We start from the raw sequence: 20,756 nt of genomic DNA on the forward strand, positions 1-20,756 counted from the left end.
TTAACGACAGGCTACAGCTAGCGGCTCTTGTGCACAAAGTTCGTCATCAACTGGCGGTCTTGTGGTTGGCTGTTCACTTCCCGCAAGGGAGCTTCCAGCCGATCCAGTACCTTGACTTGACTTCACAGACTCGTCCATTACCACGGTCACTCCACTGCGAGTAGTGGTTACTTCATTCAAACTCAGCATATTGCTAAATTTGAGCGTTGTTTGCAAGTTTCCACCGCTTGCTGCCGCAGCGCGTTGGGCTGCAAGTTGGGCATCGCGACGCTCAATCCAAGGACGACTTACTCCACCGAGTCGAACCCCGGTTCCGGTGAAATTAGTATTACCATCGATCACCATGCGGGTTGATCCATCACCCACCACATTAAATTGTCCATTGAGTTGAGAAACATCGTAATTAATTGACCCACTACGCGTTGAGGTGAAGGTCATCGTAGAGCCTGATGCGCTTCCCGAAACACGCATTTCGGCAGTACTGTAATTTTGCTCAGCTGCTGTTTGCACAGCTTCTTTAACGGTGATGATTCCAGCAACGGACTTCGTGCCACCCGTGATATCACTCAATTGCAGGGTTTGGAAATTAGTCGAGAAGAAGGGTCGAATATTTCCTACAGGGCCATTGAATGTGACGAGTGGCACGGTATCGGGGATATTGGCATCTACGATACCCAACCATACTGCTGCGACTAATAAGGTATATGTATCGGTGGTATCTGGATTAACAGGTCCATTGAATTCAACCTTTGGATCCATTGATAAGAAGGTTCTGGTTTTTGCGCGCGATGATGTAGTGAAACCTTCAACTGGTCTAGTCGATTGCACAAACCGATCGAATAAGAATCCGGGGCGACCGTTATCACTAATGAGAACGTTACCAGTGTAATACTGCTCACGATGGGTCAGCACATCACCCTTAATCACAATATCCCGACCCGTTACTCTTAAGACATCAATTGGAGAGGCGGAGCCGATGCTATCACCGATCGTTACGGTTCCGCTTGGGGCGCTTACTGTTAATGATGTGACTTTTGATACCCCATCAATTAAGCCATTAAAGCTAATGTCGGATCCTGTACTTGAGATCGATACTGAAGAACCACTCGCTGGAGCAATGACAACATCACCGCCATAGGATTGTGAACCCGTTGACCGAATATCCGTCTGAATCACCACCCGTCCAATAACACGTAATGTCGATAAGGTGACACCGCTATCTAACGCTAAGTTACCCAAACTAACAACCAAGGTACTGTTTGCCAACGCATTAGGATTAGCAAGAGTCAATTGGGAGTTATTCATCACCAGATTACCGGTAAAGGAGTTATCCCCTGAGAGAACCAGCGCTCCTGATCCAGTCTTAATTAAGGAACCATTACCCCCAATCGAACCCGTGATGTTGGCACTTGGGTTGCTACCATTAATAGTCAAATTCGCATTTAATAGGATGGTTCCTGAGCCATTGATTACGCTGGCAATCTCATCCGCATCAATACTGTAGGTGGCTCCGGCCGTAACAGTTACAACCGTACTATCCGATAAGCTACCGGTCACACCTAAGGTACCGGCACTGATGGTGGTGATACCAGTGTAGGTGTTGTTACCGGAGAGGATTAAGGTACCAGCACCGGCTTTCGTAAAGGCTCCACTACCAGCCATGATGCCGCCATAGGTTAAGGTGGTTGCCCCATTGACATTGATGGTGCCGCCAGAGCTACCTAAGGTAATACCGCGATTGGCGCTTAAGGTAAAGGTAGCGGTGCTGTTTAAGGTACCGCCATTGAGAACCAGATGTCCAGGTGTGGCACTCGCTGGTGCGGTACCTAAGTTGGTATCCGTACTAATCGCCAAGGTACCCGCATTAATGGTGGTGGTGCCGGTGTAATCGTTATTGCCTGCTAGGGTGAACGTGCCGCTACCCACCTTCACGAGGTTACCCGTACCACTCATCACACCGCTTAAGGTGGTGTTGTTGCTATCACCGGTGGTGAGTGTGAAGTTATTGAGGTTGACATTACCAGCGCCTTGTACCGAGGCGATGGTGTCGTTGGCAGCAACGTTATAGGTAGCGCCACTGGCTACGGTTACGGCGGTGCTATCCGATAAGGCGCCGGTCACACTTAAGGTACCCGCATTAATGGTGGTGGTGCCGGTGTAATCGTTATTGCCTGCTAGGGTGAACGTGCCGCTACCCACCTTCACGAGGTTACCCGTACCACTCATCACACCGCTTAAGGTGGTGTTGTTGCTATCACCGGTGGTGAGTGTGAAGTTATTGAGGTTGACATTACCAGCGCCTTGTACCGAGGCGATGGTGTCGTTGGCAGCAACGTTATAGGTAGCGCCACTGGCTACGGTTACGGCGGTGCTATCCGATAAGGCGCCGGTCACACTTAAGGTACCCGCATTAATGGTGGTGGTGCCGGTGTAGGCGTTGGTATTACCTAGAGCTAAGGTGCTGCTACCTGCTTTCTCTAGAGAGCCAGCACCACTGATTCCACCACTGTAGGTTTGATTGGTATTGCTGTTGACCAGCAAGATGCCATTATTAGCAATCGCACCAGCGTAGCTACCATTACCTAAAGTACCGGTCACTGTAAACGTACCGCCGGTAATCGTAGTGTTACCGGTGTAGGTGTTATTACCCGCGAGGATTAAGACACCATCTAAGCCAACGTTCGCGGAGAGTGTGAGTGCGCCAGAGCCGGTAATAACTCCAGACACAGTAATTGTGGTGCCGTTATTGACCTGGATGGTGTTGCTACCGATTAAGGTAATGCCACGGTTGGCAGCAAAGGTGATATTCGCACCGTTGTAATTAAAGAGTGCACCGCCATTGAGGGTTAATTGATCGGCAACCGCACTGCCTGGTGCAGTACCTAAGTTCGCGTCTGAGCCAATATTGAGCTGACCGCCAGCAATGGTGGTCTTACCGGTATAGGTGTTATTACCCGAGAGGATTAAGGTGCCAGCACCCTCTTTGAGTACCGAGCCTGAGCCACTGATCACGCCACCGAGCTCTTGGTTAGCACTGCTATTGATGTGCAAGATACCGTTGTTGACGAGATCAGCAATATAAGTACCACTACCTAAGGTACCGGTCACACCTAAGGTACCGGCACTGATGGTGGTGATACCAGTGTAGGTGTTGTTACCGGAGAGGATTAAGGTACCAGCACCGGCTTTCGTAAAGGCTCCACTACCAGCCATGATGCCGCCATAGGTTAAGGTGGTTGCCCCATTGACATTGATGGTGCCGCCAGAGCTACCTAAGGTAATACCGCGATTGGCGCTTAAGGTAAAGGTAGCGGTGCTGTTTAAGGTACCGCCATTGAGAACCAGATGTCCAGGTGTGGCACTCGCTGGTGCGGTACCTAAGTTGGTATCCGTACTAATCGCCAAGGTACCCGCATTAATGGTGGTGGTGCCGGTGTAATCGTTATTGCCTGCTAGGGTGAACGTGCCGCTACCCACCTTCACGAGGTTACCCGTACCACTCATCACACCGCTTAAGGTGGTGTTGTTGCTATCACCGGTGGTGAGTGTGAAGTTATTGAGGTTGACATTACCAGCGCCTTGTACCGAGGCGATGGTGTCGTTGGCAGCAACGTTATAGGTAGCGCCACTGGCTACGGTTACGGCGGTGCTATCCGATAAGGCGCCGGTCACACTTAAGGTACCCGCATTAATGGTGGTGGTGCCGGTGTAATCGTTATTGCCACTGAAGATCACCGTACCTAAACCACCCTTAGTGATGCTGTAGGGGCCGGAGATCACACCACTCAAGGTGAACTGATCGCCTACGTTGGTGGCGCTAATGGTACTGTCAGCCGTTAAGGTGATATTACCCGCCAAGGAACTAGTAACATCCTTGAGAGTGCCGCCACTTAGGGTAATAGCCTCAGCGCCAACAGTCACGTTATAGAGATCTAAGGTGGCGCCACTAGCAATTGTGGTGCCACCAGCGGTAGTACCCAAACCATTGTTATGGGTGACAACAACAGTACCCGCATTAATGGTGGTGGTGCCGGTGTAATCGTTATTGCCTGCTAGGGTGAACGTGCCGCTACCCACCTTCACGAGGTTACCCGTACCACTCATCACACCGCTTAAGGTGGTGTTGTTGCTATCACCGGTGGTGAGTGTGAAGTTATTGAGGTTGACATTACCAGCGCCTTGTACCGAGGCGATGGTGTCGTTGGCAGCAACGTTATAGGTAGCGCCACTGGCTACGGTTACGGCGGTGCTATCCGATAAGGCGCCGGTCACACTTAAGGTACCCGCATTAATGGTGGTGGTGCCGGTGTAGGCGTTGGTATTACCTAGAGCTAAGGTGCTGCTACCTGCTTTCTCTAGAGAGCCAGCACCACTGATTCCACCACTGTAGGTTTGATTGGTATTGCTGTTGACCAGCAAGATGCCATTATTAGCAATCGCACCAGCGTAGCTACCATTACCTAAAGTACCGGTCACTGTAAACGTACCGCCGGTAATCGTAGTGTTACCGGTGTAGGTGTTATTACCCGCGAGGATTAAGACACCATCTAAGCCAACGTTCGCGGAGAGTGTGAGTGCGCCAGAGCCGGTAATAACTCCAGACACAGTAATTGTGGTGCCGTTATTGACCTGGATGGTGTTGCTACCGATTAAGGTAATGCCACGGTTGGCAGCAAAGGTGATATTCGCACCGTTGTAATTAAAGAGTGCACCGCCATTGAGGGTTAATTGATCGGCAACCGCACTGCCTGGTGCAGTACCTAAGTTCGCGTCTGAGCCAATATTGAGCTGACCGCCAGCAATGGTGGTCTTACCGGTATAGGTGTTATTACCCGAGAGGATTAAGGTGCCAGCACCCTCTTTGAGTACCGAGCCTGAGCCACTGATCACGCCACCGAGCTCTTGGTTAGCACTGCTATTGATGTGCAAGATACCGTTGTTGACGAGATCAGCAATATAAGTACCACTACCTAAGGTACCGGTCACACCTAAGGTACCGGCACTGATGGTGGTGATACCAGTGTAGGTGTTGTTACCGGAGAGGATTAAGGTACCAGCACCGGCTTTCGTAAAGGCTCCACTACCAGCCATGATGCCGCCATAGGTTAAGGTGGTTGCCCCATTGACATTGATGGTGCCGCCAGAGCTACCTAAGGTAATACCGCGATTGGCGCTTAAGGTAAAGGTAGCGGTGCTGTTTAAGGTACCGCCATTGAGAACCAGATGTCCAGGTGTGGCACTCGCTGGTGCGGTACCTAAGTTGGTATCCGTACTAATCGCCAAGGTACCCGCATTAATGGTGGTGGTGCCGGTGTAATCGTTATTGCCTGCTAGGGTGAACGTGCCGCTACCCACCTTCACGAGGTTACCCGTACCACTCATCACACCGCTTAAGGTGGTGTTGTTGCTATCACCGGTGGTGAGTGTGAAGTTATTGAGGTTGACATTACCAGCGCCTTGTACCGAGGCGATGGTGTCGTTGGCAGCAACGTTATAGGTAGCGCCACTGGCTACGGTTACGGCGGTGCTATCCGATAAGGCGCCGGTCACACTTAAGGTACCCGCATTAATGGTGGTGGTGCCGGTGTAATCGTTATTGCCTGCTAGGGTGAACGTGCCGCTACCCACCTTCACGAGGTTACCCGTACCACTCATCACACCGCTTAAGGTGGTGTTGTTGCTATCACCGGTGGTGAGTGTGAAGTTATTGAGGTTGACATTACCAGCGCCTTGTACCGAGGCGATGGTGTCGTTGGCAGCAACGTTATAGGTAGCGCCACTGGCTACGGTTACGGCGGTGCTATCCGATAAGGCGCCGGTCACACTTAAGGTACCCGCATTAATGGTGGTGGTGCCGGTGTAATCGTTATTGCCTGCTAGGGTGAACGTGCCGCTACCCACCTTCACGAGGTTACCCGTACCACTCATCACACCGCTTAAGGTGGTGTTGTTGCTATCACCGGTGGTGAGTGTGAAGTTATTGAGGTTGACATTACCAGCGCCTTGTACCGAGGCGATGGTGTCGTTGGCAGCAACGTTATAGGTAGCGCCACTGGCTACGGTTACGGCGGTGCTATCCGATAAGGCGCCGGTCACACTTAAGGTACCCGCATTAATGGTGGTGGTGCCGGTGTAGGCGTTGGTATTACCTAGAGCTAAGGTGCTGCTACCTGCTTTCTCTAGAGAGCCAGCACCACTGATTCCACCACTGTAGGTTTGATTGGTATTGCTGTTGACCAGCAAGATGCCATTATTAGCAATCGCACCAGCGTAGCTACCATTACCTAAAGTACCGGTCACTGTAAACGTACCGCCGGTAATCGTAGTGTTACCGGTGTAGGTGTTATTACCCGCGAGGATTAAGACACCATCTAAGCCAACGTTCGCGGAGAGTGTGAGTGCGCCAGAGCCGGTAATAACTCCAGACACAGTAATTGTGGTGCCGTTATTGACCTGGATGGTGTTGCTACCGATTAAGGTAATGCCACGGTTGGCAGCAAAGGTGATATTCGCACCGTTGTAATTAAAGAGTGCACCGCCATTGAGGGTTAATTGATCGGCAACCGCACTGCCTGGTGCAGTACCTAAGTTCGCGTCTGAGCCAATATTGAGCTGACCGCCAGCAATGGTGGTCTTACCGGTATAGGTGTTATTACCCGAGAGGATTAAGGTGCCAGCACCCTCTTTGAGTACCGAGCCTGAGCCACTGATCACGCCACCGAGCTCTTGGTTAGCACTGCTATTGATGTGCAAGATACCGTTGTTGACGAGATCAGCAATATAAGTACCACTACCTAAGGTACCGGTCACACCTAAGGTACCGGCACTGATGGTGGTGATACCAGTGTAGGTGTTGTTACCGGAGAGGATTAAGGTACCAGCACCGGCTTTCGTAAAGGCTCCACTACCAGCCATGATGCCGCCATAGGTTAAGGTGGTTGCCCCATTGACATTGATGGTGCCGCCAGAGCTACCTAAGGTAATACCGCGATTGGCGCTTAAGGTAAAGGTAGCGGTGCTGTTTAAGGTACCGCCATTGAGAACCAGATGTCCAGGTGTGGCACTCGCTGGTGCGGTACCTAAGTTGGTATCCGTACTAATCGCCAAGGTACCCGCATTAATGGTGGTGGTGCCGGTGTAATCGTTATTGCCTGCTAGGGTGAACGTGCCGCTACCCACCTTCACGAGGTTACCCGTACCACTCATCACACCGCTTAAGGTGGTGTTGTTGCTATCACCGGTGGTGAGTGTGAAGTTATTGAGGTTGACATTACCAGCGCCTTGTACCGAGGCGATGGTGTCGTTGGCAGCAACGTTATAGGTAGCGCCACTGGCTACGGTTACGGCGGTGCTATCCGATAAGGCGCCGGTCACACTTAAGGTACCCGCATTAATGGTGGTGGTGCCGGTGTAATCGTTATTGCCTGCTAGGGTGAACGTGCCGCTACCCACCTTCACGAGGTTACCCGTACCACTCATCACACCGCTTAAGGTGGTGTTGTTGCTATCACCGGTGGTGAGTGTGAAGTTATTGAGGTTGACATTACCAGCGCCTTGTACCGAGGCGATGGTGTCGTTGGCAGCAACGTTATAGGTAGCGCCACTGGCTACGGTTACGGCGGTGCTATCCGATAAGGCGCCGGTCACACTTAAGGTACCCGCATTAATGGTGGTGGTGCCGGTGTAGGCGTTGGTATTACCTAGAGCTAAGGTGCTGCTACCTGCTTTCTCTAGAGAGCCAGCACCACTGATTCCACCACTGTAGGTTTGATTGGTATTGCTGTTGACCAGCAAGATGCCATTATTAGCAATCGCACCAGCGTAGCTACCATTACCTAAAGTACCGGTCACTGTAAACGTACCGCCGGTAATCGTAGTGTTACCGGTGTAGGTGTTATTACCCGCGAGGATTAAGACACCATCTAAGCCAACGTTCGCGGAGAGTGTGAGTGCGCCAGAGCCGGTAATAACTCCAGACACAGTAATTGTGGTGCCGTTATTGACCTGGATGGTGTTGCTACCGATTAAGGTAATGCCACGGTTGGCAGCAAAGGTGATATTCGCACCGTTGTAATTAAAGAGTGCACCGCCATTGAGGGTTAATTGATCGGCAACCGCACTGCCTGGTGCAGTACCTAAGTTCGCGTCTGAGCCAATATTGAGCTGACCGCCAGCAATGGTGGTCTTACCGGTATAGGTGTTATTACCCGAGAGGATTAAGGTGCCAGCACCCTCTTTGAGTACCGAGCCTGAGCCACTGATCACGCCACCGAGCTCTTGGTTAGCACTGCTATTGATGTGCAAGATACCGTTGTTGACGAGATCAGCAATATAAGTACCACTACCTAAGGTACCGGTCACACCTAAGGTACCGGCACTGATGGTGGTGATACCAGTGTAGGTGTTGTTACCGGAGAGGATTAAGGTACCAGCACCGGCTTTCGTAAAGGCTCCACTACCAGCCATGATGCCGCCATAGGTTAAGGTGGTTGCCCCATTGACATTGATGGTGCCGCCAGAGCTACCTAAGGTAATACCGCGATTGGCGCTTAAGGTAAAGGTAGCGGTGCTGTTTAAGGTACCGCCATTGAGAACCAGATGTCCAGGTGTGGCACTCGCTGGTGCGGTACCTAAGTTGGTATCCGTACTAATCGCCAAGGTACCCGCATTAATGGTGGTGGTGCCGGTGTAATCGTTATTGCCTGCTAGGGTGAACGTGCCGCTACCCACCTTCACGAGGTTACCCGTACCACTCATCACACCGCTTAAGGTGGTGTTGTTGCTATCACCGGTGGTGAGTGTGAAGTTATTGAGGTTGACATTACCAGCGCCTTGTACCGAGGCGATGGTGTCGTTGGCAGCAACGTTATAGGTAGCGCCACTGGCTACGGTTACGGCGGTGCTATCCGATAAGGCGCCGGTCACACTTAAGGTACCCGCATTAATGGTGGTGGTGCCGGTGTAATCGTTATTGCCTGCTAGGGTGAACGTGCCGCTACCCACCTTCACGAGGTTACCCGTACCACTCATCACACCGCTTAAGGTGGTGTTGTTGCTATCACCGGTGGTGAGTGTGAAGTTATTGAGGTTGACATTACCAGCGCCTTGTACCGAGGCGATGGTGTCGTTGGCAGCAACGTTATAGGTAGCGCCACTGGCTACGGTTACGGCGGTGCTATCCGATAAGGCGCCGGTCACACTTAAGGTACCCGCATTAATGGTGGTGGTGCCGGTGTAATCGTTATTGCCACTGAAGATCACCGTACCTAAACCACCCTTAGTGATGCTGTAGGGGCCGGAGATCACACCACTCAAGGTGAACTGATCGCCTACGTTGGTGGCGCTAATGGTACTGTCAGCCGTTAAGGTGATATTACCCGCCAAGGAACTAGTAACATCCTTGAGAGTGCCGCCACTTAGGGTAATAGCCTCAGCGCCAACAGTCACGTTATAGAGATCTAAGGTGGCGCCACTAGCAATTGTGGTGCCACCAGCGGTAGTACCCAAACCATTGTTATGGGTGACAACAACAGTACCCGCATTAATGGTGGTGGTGCCGGTGTAATCGTTATTGCCTGCTAGGGTGAACGTGCCGCTACCCACCTTCACGAGGTTACCCGTACCACTCATCACACCGCTTAAGGTGGTGTTGTTGCTATCACCGGTGGTGAGTGTGAAGTTATTGAGGTTGACATTACCAGCGCCTTGTACCGAGGCGATGGTGTCGTTGGCAGCAACGTTATAGGTAGCGCCACTGGCTACGGTTACGGCGGTGCTATCCGATAAGGCGCCGGTCACACTTAAGGTACCCGCATTAATGGTGGTGGTGCCGGTGTAGGTGTTGGAGTTGCTTAAGGTTACGGTATTCGTACCGACTTTATTTAAATTGTATGCATTACCACCGTCGCCAATCACACCGCTAATCGTTAGATTCTGAGTGCCGCCTATGGATGTATGGCCCATGAACGTGAGGCTACCGCTTGCTAAACCAGTTGTGCCACTCGTACTAGTCAGCGCCCCGACCGTAGCGCCTGTACCAGCACCAATTAAATTGAGATTGTTCGCAACGGTATAACCTGCTAAATCAAGTGTTGCACCACTAACAACAGTAATTGCACCTGTACCAAAAGCACCAGTGCTGATTGAGCCACCACTCATCACAGTACTAATTCCAGCCTTTAAGGTTCCACTGTTGACATTAGTGCCGCCCGAGTAGGTGTTGGCGTTCGTCATCAATAAAGTGCCATCACCTGTTTTGATAATGGAACGACTGCCGCCCGTCTCAGAAATTAATCCTGAGACTGTTAATGTACCGCTCGTAACATCAAAGGTGGTGTCGCTCGAGAGCACTAAAGCGCCGGAGAACGCGCCAGAGCCAGAGGAAGTTGCGATCGATCCACCATTAAGAATGACTGGCTCTACGCCAATATCCGCTTGAAGATCTAGAACACCCCCATTAAGAGTAATACCTTGATCGGTTGATCCCAGCCCAGCTGAATTCGTGACTACCAGTGTGCCGGACCTAAGAGTTGTTAAACCTTGATAAGTATTCGTGCCAGACAACGTATAGGTGGCTGAACCCATAAATTCTAGGGTGCCCGTTCCGGATATCGCACGTCCGACTGTTTGCGCTCCCGCTAAATTAAAGATGAGATTGCCATTGTTCGTAATGGCATCAGTACCGATGGAGTTGGTGCTGCCACCAACACCAACTTGTAGCGTACCAGCGCTAATCGTGATGGTGCTTGCATTATTTGTACCAGCAAGTATTACGCTGCCCATTTGGCCATCGCCATTAATCATGAGTGGATGATTGCCAGTGATTACTCCACCGAAAGTCAACGTCTTTCCGCTGTTTGCAGCCAGTCCGCCGCCAGAGCTTCCCACGGTAATGCCGCGATTACTATCTAGGCTAAAGGTTTCGCTAGCTTGTAAGACCCCATTATTGAGGGTGATTGCTGAAGAATTGAGGGAGCTAATTACACCCAAGGCGGCATCGTCATGAATCACCACAATACCGCCATTAATGGTGGTTGTTCCCGTAAAGGTGTTGTTCGCACTCAAGGTTAAGATACCGGCACCCGACTTAGTTAAGGCACCACTTCCAGTAGCAATGCTAGAGCTGACCACAGTATTACCAGCCCCACCAATTGTTAAATTAGTATTCGAACCACTAACTGCGCTCCCGATACTAAGGGTGCCGGAGGCATTCACACTGAAGGTCATAGAACTGCCAAACGTGATCGTGGAATCACTATCACCCAAAGTGCTCGTTCCGCCAACAGTGAAGCCGCCATTCATCGTGATTGTTGATGGGCTCAGTGCTGTTAAGCCATTACTATAAGTTTGCGTTCCTCCGCTCGCTCCAAGCGTTAAGGTACCGGTGTTACTGAAGGTCACCGCATTGGTGATCGTGCCGGTGGTAGCGTTGAGCGCCAGGTTGTACCCTGCACTATTGGTGTTCAGAGTGGTGGCGGTGAGTGCGCCATTGAAGGTGATGGTACCGGCGGTATCGGTCAGGGTTACGGTAGTAGCGCCAACAGTACTACTGAAGGTGGTGCCACCTGAGTTGGTAATGGTAAGTGTGCCGATATTGGTACCAATCGCACCACTGACGGTCACTGCACCAGTGGTGTTAATAGTGAGGTTTGCGCTACCACTGGATGGTCCCGTTACGGTGGTGAGGCTAATCGGGGTGGCTACACCAGTGCCAATGGTGAGGTTGTTATTAAGATTAATTGCACCGGTGGTAATTTGACCGGTAGAAGTACCACCAATCGTGGAGGTACCACCGATGGTCAGTGCGGTATTGCTATCACCCAAGGTAATCACGCCAGTACCGGCTGCACTCACCGTACCGTTAACAGTGATGGCACTCGGAGCCGTGGCAGTAACACCACCAGTAAACGCAGTGGTATCACCACCATTACCTAAGGTCACCGTACCAGTATTGGCAAAGGTGGTTGCACCGGCGATGCTATTCGTAGAACCATTAAGTACGACGTTATAGGCAGCCGAGCCAGCACCGACGGTCATACCGGTGGACAGGGTGAGGTTGTCACTGAAGGTGATGGTGTTATTCGCGGTAGTGCTAGTGATTGCAAGCGATGCTGCACTCACGGTGCCACCGAAGGTGGTGCCACCTGAGTTAGTGATGGTGATCGTGCCGATGTCGGTACCGATGGTGCTGGAGATGGTGACGGCACCGGTGGTGTTGATCACAATGTTTGAGCTAGCTCCACCTACAGTTCCCGTGATAGAGGCTACCGTAATCGCACCAGAGTTACCACTTCCCAAATAAAGCGTAACCCCATTACCTAAAATCACATTGTTTAAGGTAATCGCAGATGTTCCAAAATCAAAGGTGCTCGTTTGATTGAGGAAGCTTGTGGTGCCACCCAAATTAAAGGAGCAATTCACTGCACCAGTACATTGAGTAGGATCGCCTGCCGTAAATGTTCCAGCGAGAATATTATTTCCAGTGGTATGCGTGATGCCGCGTGAGAATGTGAGGGTATCGCCCGTCGCATCTCCGTAGTAAACGTCTCCAGTTGTATTGAGTGTGACCGCATTAGTCACATCAGTAGTTGTACCGAAGAACTTAATATCAGCAGTACCGCCAGCATTGGTTAATGTTCCCGCATAGAGATTATTGCTAAATTCAATAGTGCCGGAACTGGTTGTCAATGCAAGCGTTGAGATGCGATCACCAGTGCCACCGACCGAGCCGCCAAAAGTAATGCCGCCGGAGTTGGTGATGGTCAAGGTACCAATATCCGTACCAATGCTGCCACTTAAAGTAACCACATCGCTGGTATTGATCGTAATGTGCGATTTAGCACCAGCGGCAGTTCCCGAAATCGAACTTAAGGTCATGGGTGTGGCCGCGCCAGCGCCAAGCGTCAAGGTGGCGCCATCATCTAAAGTCACCGCCCCTAACGTAATTCGGCCCGTAGTGGGGCTTAAGGTAGTGCTGACCTCAAAGCGGACTGGTACATTGATAAACAACTCATTGGCAGTAGCTGAAATTGTCTGGGCTTTAATCGTGACTGCAGAAGCGTTGGCGATCGATAGGCCGCCCACAAAACTAAAGGTATCCGTCGCGAAGTCACCCAACCGAATCGTGCCTGTATTGTAGAACGTGGCAGTTGTTGTAATAGTTGTAGCACCAACCGCTAAGGCAATGTTGTTCAGCGCGATGGCAAAGGCATTGGATCCACTACTTGCACCAACGACCAGAGCTTGTGCAACGATGGTGCCATTGACCGTAATGGTGCCAGTCTGACTTGCATCGCCTAAGGTGAGCGTACCGATTTGAGTGGAGGAGCCGATCACACCGGAGAGTGTCACCACTCCACCCTTCGATTTAAGAGTGAGCGCCTCAAGACCAGCAGAAGTTCCTTGAATAGGACCATGGATCGTAATCGCTGCACCAGCACCTGCATTGGCATAGGTATTGATCACAGTATTAGCTGCTAAGGTGGTGGTAACTGCAGTTGCACCAATCGAAACCGCCGCACTGTCAGTGTTGATGGTTCCGGCCAGAGTAATTGCCGATGGCGCAGTCGCAGTTAATGCAGCACCAAAACTGAGTGTTCCTCCGCTCGCACCGAGCGTTAAGGTACCGGTGTTGCTAAAGGTCACCGCATTCGTAATCGTACCGCTGGCGCCATTAAGCGCTAAGTTATAGGCTTGGGTGGCGGTATTGAGTGTGCTGGTAGTGAGTGCATCATTAAATGTGATCGTGCCGACAGTATTGGTGAGTGTTACCGTCGTAGCATTTACGGTACCACTAAAGGTCGTGCCACCAGAATGGGTGATGATAAGCGTACCCACACCGGAGACCGAGGAGCCAGTAATTTCTGCACCCGCTACACCACCGGTGACGAGTGTCAGGTTATATGTTGCACCAGTCACTGCACCGATGCTGAGATCAGCCACGTTGGTGGTGGCGTTGGTATTCAGTGTCGTCGCAGCGCCTAAGGTAATCGCACCGAAGCTCATCGCCGCATTGCTGCTGCTAATGGTACCCCTGATGGTGCGTGCACTTGGTGCGGTCGCTGTTAAACCACCGGTGAAGGCTAAAGTTCCCCCACTTGCTCCAAGCGTTAAGGTACCGGTGTTACTGAAGGTCACCGCATTGGTGATCGTGCCGGTGGTAGCGTTGAGCGCCAGGTTGTACCCTGCACTATTGGTGTTCAGAGTGGTGGCGGTGAGTGCGCCATTGAAGGTGATGGTACCGGCGGTATCGGTCAGGGTTACGGTAGTAGCGCCAACAGTACTACTGAAGGTGGTGCCACCTGAGTTGGTAATGGTAAGTGTGCCGATATTGGTACCAATCGCACCACTGACGGTCACTGCACCAGTGGTGTTAATAGTGAGGTTTGCGCTACCACTGGATGGTCCCGTTACGGTGGTGAGGCTAATCGGGGTGGCTACACCAGTGCCAATGGTGAGGTTGTTATTAAGATTAATTGCACCGGTGGTAATTTGACCGGTAGAAGTACCACCAATCGTGGAGGTACCACCGATGGTCAGTGCGGTATTGCTATCACCCAAGGTAATCACGCCAGTACCGGCTGCACTCACCGTACCGTTAACAGTGATGGCACTCGGAGCCGTGGCAGTAACACCACCAGTAAACGCAGTGGTATCACCACCATTACCTAAGGTCACCGTACCAGTATTGGCAAAGGTGGTTGCACCGGCGATGCTATTCGTAGAACCATTAAGTACGACGTTATAGGCAGCCGAGCCAGCACCGACGGTCATACCGGTGGACAGGGTGAGGTTGTCACTGAAGGTGATGGTGTTATTCGCGGTAGTGCTAGTGATTGCAAGCGATGCTGCACTCACGGTGCCACCGAAGGTGGTGCCACCTGAGTTAGTGATGGTGATCGTGCCGATGTCGGTACCGATGGTGCTGGAGATGGTGACGGCACCGGTGGTGTTGATCACAATGTTTGAGGTGGTGCCGTCTGCAGTGCCCGCAATCGAAGAGAGGTTAATAGCATTGGCAATGCCCGTACCAATGGTGAGGGTCACACCATCGGCGAGGGTGGTAGCACCCAAAGTGATGGCGCCAGTGGAGGTGCCGCCTACTGTTGTATTAGCCAAAATGCTAACTGCTGTTGTACCCAAATTAAGAGCACTTGAACCAGATGTAATCGCAATAGTTCCGGATAAATACTTCGCACTTGGCGCAGTCGCAGTTAATGCAGCACCAAAACTGAGTGTTCCTCCGCTCGCACCGAGCGTTAAGGTACCGGTGTTGCTAAAGGTCACCGCATTCGTAATCGTACCGCTGGCGCCATTAAGCGCTAAGTTATAGGCTTGGGTGGCGGTATTGAGTGTGCTGGTAGTGAGTGCATCATTAAATGTGATCGTGCCGACAGTATTGGTGAGTGTTACCGTCGTAGCATTTACGGTACCACTAAAGGTCGTGCCACCAGAATGGGTGATGATAAGCGTACCCACACCGGAGACCGAGGAGCCAGTAATTTCTGCACCCGCTACACCACCGGTGACGAGTGTCAGGTTATATGTTGCACCAGTCACTGCACCGATGCTGAGATCAGCCACGTTGGTGGTGGCGTTGGTATTCAGTGTCGTCGCAGCGCCTAAGGTAATCGCACCGAAGCTCATCGCCGCATTGCTGCTGCTAATGGTACCCCTGATGGTGCGTGCACTTGGTGCGGTCGCTGTTAAACCACCGGTGAAGGCTAAAGTTCCCCCACTTGCTCCAAGCGTTAAGGTACCGGTGTTACTGAAGGTCACCGCATTGGTGATCGTGCCGGTGGTAGCGTTGAGCGCCAGGTTGTACCCTGCACTATTGGTGTTCAGAGTGGTGGCGGTGAGTGCGCCATTGAAGGTGATGGTACCGGCGGTATCGGTCAGGGTTACGGTAGTAGCGCCAACAGTACTACTGAAGGTGGTGCCACCTGAGTTGGTAATGGTAAGTGTGCCGATATTGGTACCAATCGCACCACTGACGGTCACTGCACCAGTGGTGTTAATAGTGAGGTTTGCGCTACCACTGGATGGTCCCGTTACGGTGGTGAGGCTAATCGGGGTGGCTACACCAGTGCCAATGGTGAGGTTGTTATTAAGATTAATTGCACCGGTGGTAATTTGACCGGTAGAAGTACCACCAATCGTGGAGGTACCACCGATGGTCAGTGCGGTATTGCTATCACCCAAGGTAATCACGCCAGTACCGGCTGCACTCACCGTACCGTTAACAGTGATGGCACTCGGAGCCGTGGCAGTAACACCACCAGTAAACGCAGTGGTATCACCACCATTACCTAAGGTCACCGTACCAGTATTGGCAAAGGTGGTTGCACCGGCGATGCTATTCGTAGAACCATTAAGTACGACGTTATAGGCAGCCGAGCCAGCACCGACGGTCATACCGGTGGACAGGGTGAGGTTGTCACTGAAGGTGATGGTGTTATTCGCGGTAGTGCTAGTGATTGCAAGCGATGCTGCACTCACGGTGCCACCGAAGGTGGTGCCACCTGAGTTAGTGATGGTGATCGTGCCGATGTCGGTACCGATGGTGCTGGAGATGGTGACGGCACCGGTGGTGTTGATCACAATGTTTGAGGTGGTGCCGTCTGCAGTGCCCGCAATCGAAGAGAGGTTAATAGCATTGGCAATGCCCGTACCAATGGTGAGGGTCACACCATCGGCGAGGGTGGTAGCACCCAAAGTGATGGCGCCAGTGGAGGTGCCGCCTACTGTTGTATTCGAATTGACGGTAATCGGAGCGCCCAGATTAATTACACCGCTTCCAGCAGCGGTAATCGTTCCTCCAAGATGAATGCGGCTCGGAGCCGTGGCAGTAACACCACCAGTAAACGCAGTGGTATCACCACCATTACCTAAGGTCACCGTACCAGTATTGGCAAAGGTGGTTGCACCGGCGATGCTATTCGTAGAACCATTAAGTACGACGTTATAGGCAGCCGAGCCAGCACCGACGGTCATACCGGTGGACAGGGTGAGGTTGTCACTGAAGGTGATGGTGTTATTCGCGGTAGTGCTAGTGATTGCAAGCGATGCTGCACTCACGGTGCCACCGAAGGTGGTACCACCTGAGTTGGTGATGGTAATCGTGCCGATGTCGGTACCGATGGTTGTTGTAACACCAACCGTACTAGTTGAATTAATCACAATGTGCGATGTTGTACCGCTAGCAGTACCCGCAATCGAGTTAATCGTAATGGTTGCAGGTCCGCCATTACCCAGGGTAATCGTTACACCATTGGCCAGAGTAATGTTTCCGAGAACAACGGCATCCGAGGGATTGATATAGGTAGTATCGGCACTAAGTGTCAAGCCACGGCTAGCGCCCAAGTTATAGCGATAGGTGGTATCAATACTTCCCACCACCGTATTGCCTGTGCCAGTGAGGGTTAACTCATAGAGCGCGATCGTGCCACCAACATTTCCAAGCGTAATGGTGCCGGAACCGTTGGCAATGGTTAATGAGTAAGTGCCGGCCACTGTTCCGGTACCGCCATCAATCGTGCCCGTCGTGATATTGGCATTGGTGGTGGTAACTGTTGGGCTAAAGAACAGTTGGGTTGTACGTGAGGTGCCCCTTAGATCAATCGCACCGGTAGTGGTGAGGCTACCCCGCAATTGATTAATACCGGTACCGAAAAGGGTCAGGCTCTGAAGGCTTGTGCCATTACCCACATTTGCCAAATCAATGATACCTGCTCCATTAGAAATGTTTAAGGTAAAAGCGCCATTAGTATCGCCCAGAGTAATTGTTCCTGCCGAGTTACTCGTAAGCGTTGTAGCAGCTACGAGGGAATTCGTACGCGAAGCTCCCTTAAGATTAATGTCGCTAGTAGCGGTAATTGCGCTTGGTAGGGTATTTGCTCCAGTTCCCTGCAAATCTAGCGAACTGATTGCTACATTGCCGCCAATAACTCCACCAAAACTAATCGCTCCAGTACCCGCATTAATGGTGAGTGCTCTTGCTCCATTGATGGTGGTGGTTGAACCACTAAACGTAATATTAGAATCGCTCGCCGTCAGCGTAATAGCGCCGGTAGATAAAGTGATGGGGCCGGTATAGGTTTGTGTGCCGCCTGATGTGATGTTTTGTGCGATGGTGTATCCAGCGGTACCACTTAAGCTTAAATTACCGGTAGTTGTGATACCAACCGTAGTTACAGAGCCGACGGTATAAGCCGTGTTCTGTGCATAGCTTAGAACACCCGTATCAGCAGCTAAAGTCGTAATCGCATTACTTGTGCGACTTAAGGTAAAGGTACCCGTTCCCAATAAACGTAAACCGCTTGCTGAAATATTTTGACTCTGCGTTACTGTTCCTGTTGTGCTTAATGTCAGATTGCCGCTCGTAGTCAGTCCAGCGGTTCCGACTGTACCAATCGCAAAGTCGCCATTCTCGGTAAATGAAACAGTGCCAGTATTACCGGCTAAAGTAGTAATCGCGTTACCAGTGTTGGTGAGCGTGTAAGTACCGCCGGTGCCGAGAAGTTGCAGGCCGGCAGCAGAGAGATCTGCCCCACTATCTTGGGTTACCGTGCCACGCGTATTTAAGGTCAAGGTATTAGTGGTACCAGAGCTACCAAGAACCGATACCGCACCTGTAAATTGCATCCCACCATTTGAGCTAGCACCGCCATTAATCAGGGTGAGGGAATCATTAAAGGTGTAAGCACCGATCGTGATCTTGCCTGTGCCGCTCGCACTACCAATCGTGATAGATGAGAAACCGTTTTGTAAATAATCAAGCTCGGCACTCGTGAGATTGAGAGAGCCGTCTGCTCCAGCCAAACCAATCGTCGTAGTTGCGGTACGAGGGGCAATGGTTAAGGTGTTTGTTCCCGAGATGTTAGCGCCCAGGCTGATAGCATCAGCGGCGATTGAAAGAGCGCTACCGCCCATATTAATCGTGCCACCTGCCCCAGTGATCACTGAGCCGGCAGTAAGTGCTGTGGTGCTCAAAATATTCATACCTCCAACAGCGCCATTAATGGTAAGGACTCCAGAGCCTACATCTATCGTTAAAGTTCTAGCAGTGCTCGTTGCACTATTGACAGTTGAACTAAAGGTAATGTCGGCATTGCTCGCTGTGAGCGTGGTGTTAGTGCCAATGGTCAGGGCACCACTATAGGTTTGTGAACCCGAAGTCGTGATTGCATTGGTGTTAATTGTGGTGGCGCCACTGATGGACAGATTCTTGGCCGTACCCGTGAGTACGACGGTGTCGGAGTCGGCATTACCAAATACAGCGTTACCAGCAATACTGAGTCCATGGGCTCCAGAGACCGTGCCATTAAAGGTTGCAGTACTAGCCGTTAGAGTTGCACTATTTCCGAGGCTGACATTGTTGGCATAAGTTTGTACTCCACCGGTCGTATCAATTGCCCCACCATTAATTGCGGTGGTACCAGTAGTACCATTTTGCACTACCGAGGCTGCCACGACAGTTCCTGAGAACGTGCTTGTTCCGGTGCTTGTCAAGGCGATATTGCCAAGTCCGCGAGAACCCCCCACTGCTCCTGTGAAGGTAATGTTTCCACTACCAGTGCTAATCGTAATATTGCGTGGGGTAGCACCATCACTATTCACAGTACCGCCAAGAACGACTTCGCCAGTAGTTACCGCATAGGAAATCGCTAGAGAAGCTCCCCCTGAATTGTGCCCCTGAGTATGGGTTACATTTGTGACGTAACCTGCATTGGTGTAAGAGGATCCACCCCCACCGCCAGATCCATTGCGAGTACCAGAGCCATGATCGTTGCCGCCGGCTCCGCCGCCACCACCAAAATAACCGCCACCGCCACCACCGCCGCCGGGGATATTTGACCACCCACCGTTGATACCTCGAGCACCAGAACCCCCCGCCAATGCTGTACCAGAAGACGCGTTTGTACCAGGCGATGCAATTGTGCCTCCTGCTCCACCAGCGCTTTGGGTACCACCGCCGCCACCAGTTGAGCTGAACTGACTATTATTTGAATTTGTTCCAGACGCGCCAGTTAAGCCGCCGCCGGCACCGCCGGACACGCTACCGCTACCATCCCTTCCACCACCTCCGCCCGCAATAACTAAGGCGTTAGCCTGAGCAACAGAATTTAAAAAGAGTCCTGCGTAGTTCCCGCCAGAGTACCCAGCCGGGAAGGATCCGGAACCTGCGCCCCCAGATGCTCCCCCAGCAAAATTAATTAAAAGAGTATCGCCACTGGATACAGCAACCGTAGCCTGCACACGCCCACCTAAACCTCCAGAACCGCCCCCTCTGGCACCCATTGCATCAACTGTTAGCGATGTAACTCCAGTGGGGACTACCCATGTTGTATTGTTGGTATAGGTAGTTGTTGCGGCTGGCGACTCGGCAATACTAAAACTGGTATTTGTTAATAATGTGATTGGAGTGTCAGCATCACCAATCGTAAAGCTCGCAGAAGTTGAAGCAAAACTTCCTGCCAGCTTCACCTCAGAGGGAGCGATAGCTGTCCCGCCTGCTGTAAAGGTGTGACTATCTGTGCTCGATGCACCGAGTTGCAATATTCCAGTGTTATTGAAAGTAGTCGCATTCGAGATAACTTTTGCAGCTCCGGTTAAGAGCAAATCATAGGCGCCTGAATTCACAGTCAAGGTAGAAGCATAAATATTTCCACCTATCGTTACGCCCCCCGTTTGTGCACCAGTGGCGGCAATTATGACGTTACCTAATGCGGCGCCTGAAACGCCTATGGCTCCGGCAA

1 protein-coding gene (running past one end of the window) is annotated in these 20,756 nt (G+C 51.6%); it reads right to left on the minus strand.

The features are described 5' to 3' along the window. Positions 1-20,756, minus strand: the 3' end of a protein-coding gene (locus tag QUE60_RS06750) for an autotransporter-associated beta strand repeat-containing protein (RefSeq protein WP_286226492.1). The gene runs 23,839 nt beyond the window's last position; the window shows 20,756 of its 44,595 coding nt (coding positions 23,840-44,595); the start codon falls outside the window, past its right edge; it ends in the stop codon at positions 1-3.

This window comes from Polynucleobacter sp. HIN11 (genome assembly GCF_030297675.1).
In the GTDB taxonomy this organism is placed as follows: Bacteria; Pseudomonadota; Gammaproteobacteria; order Burkholderiales; family Burkholderiaceae; genus Polynucleobacter.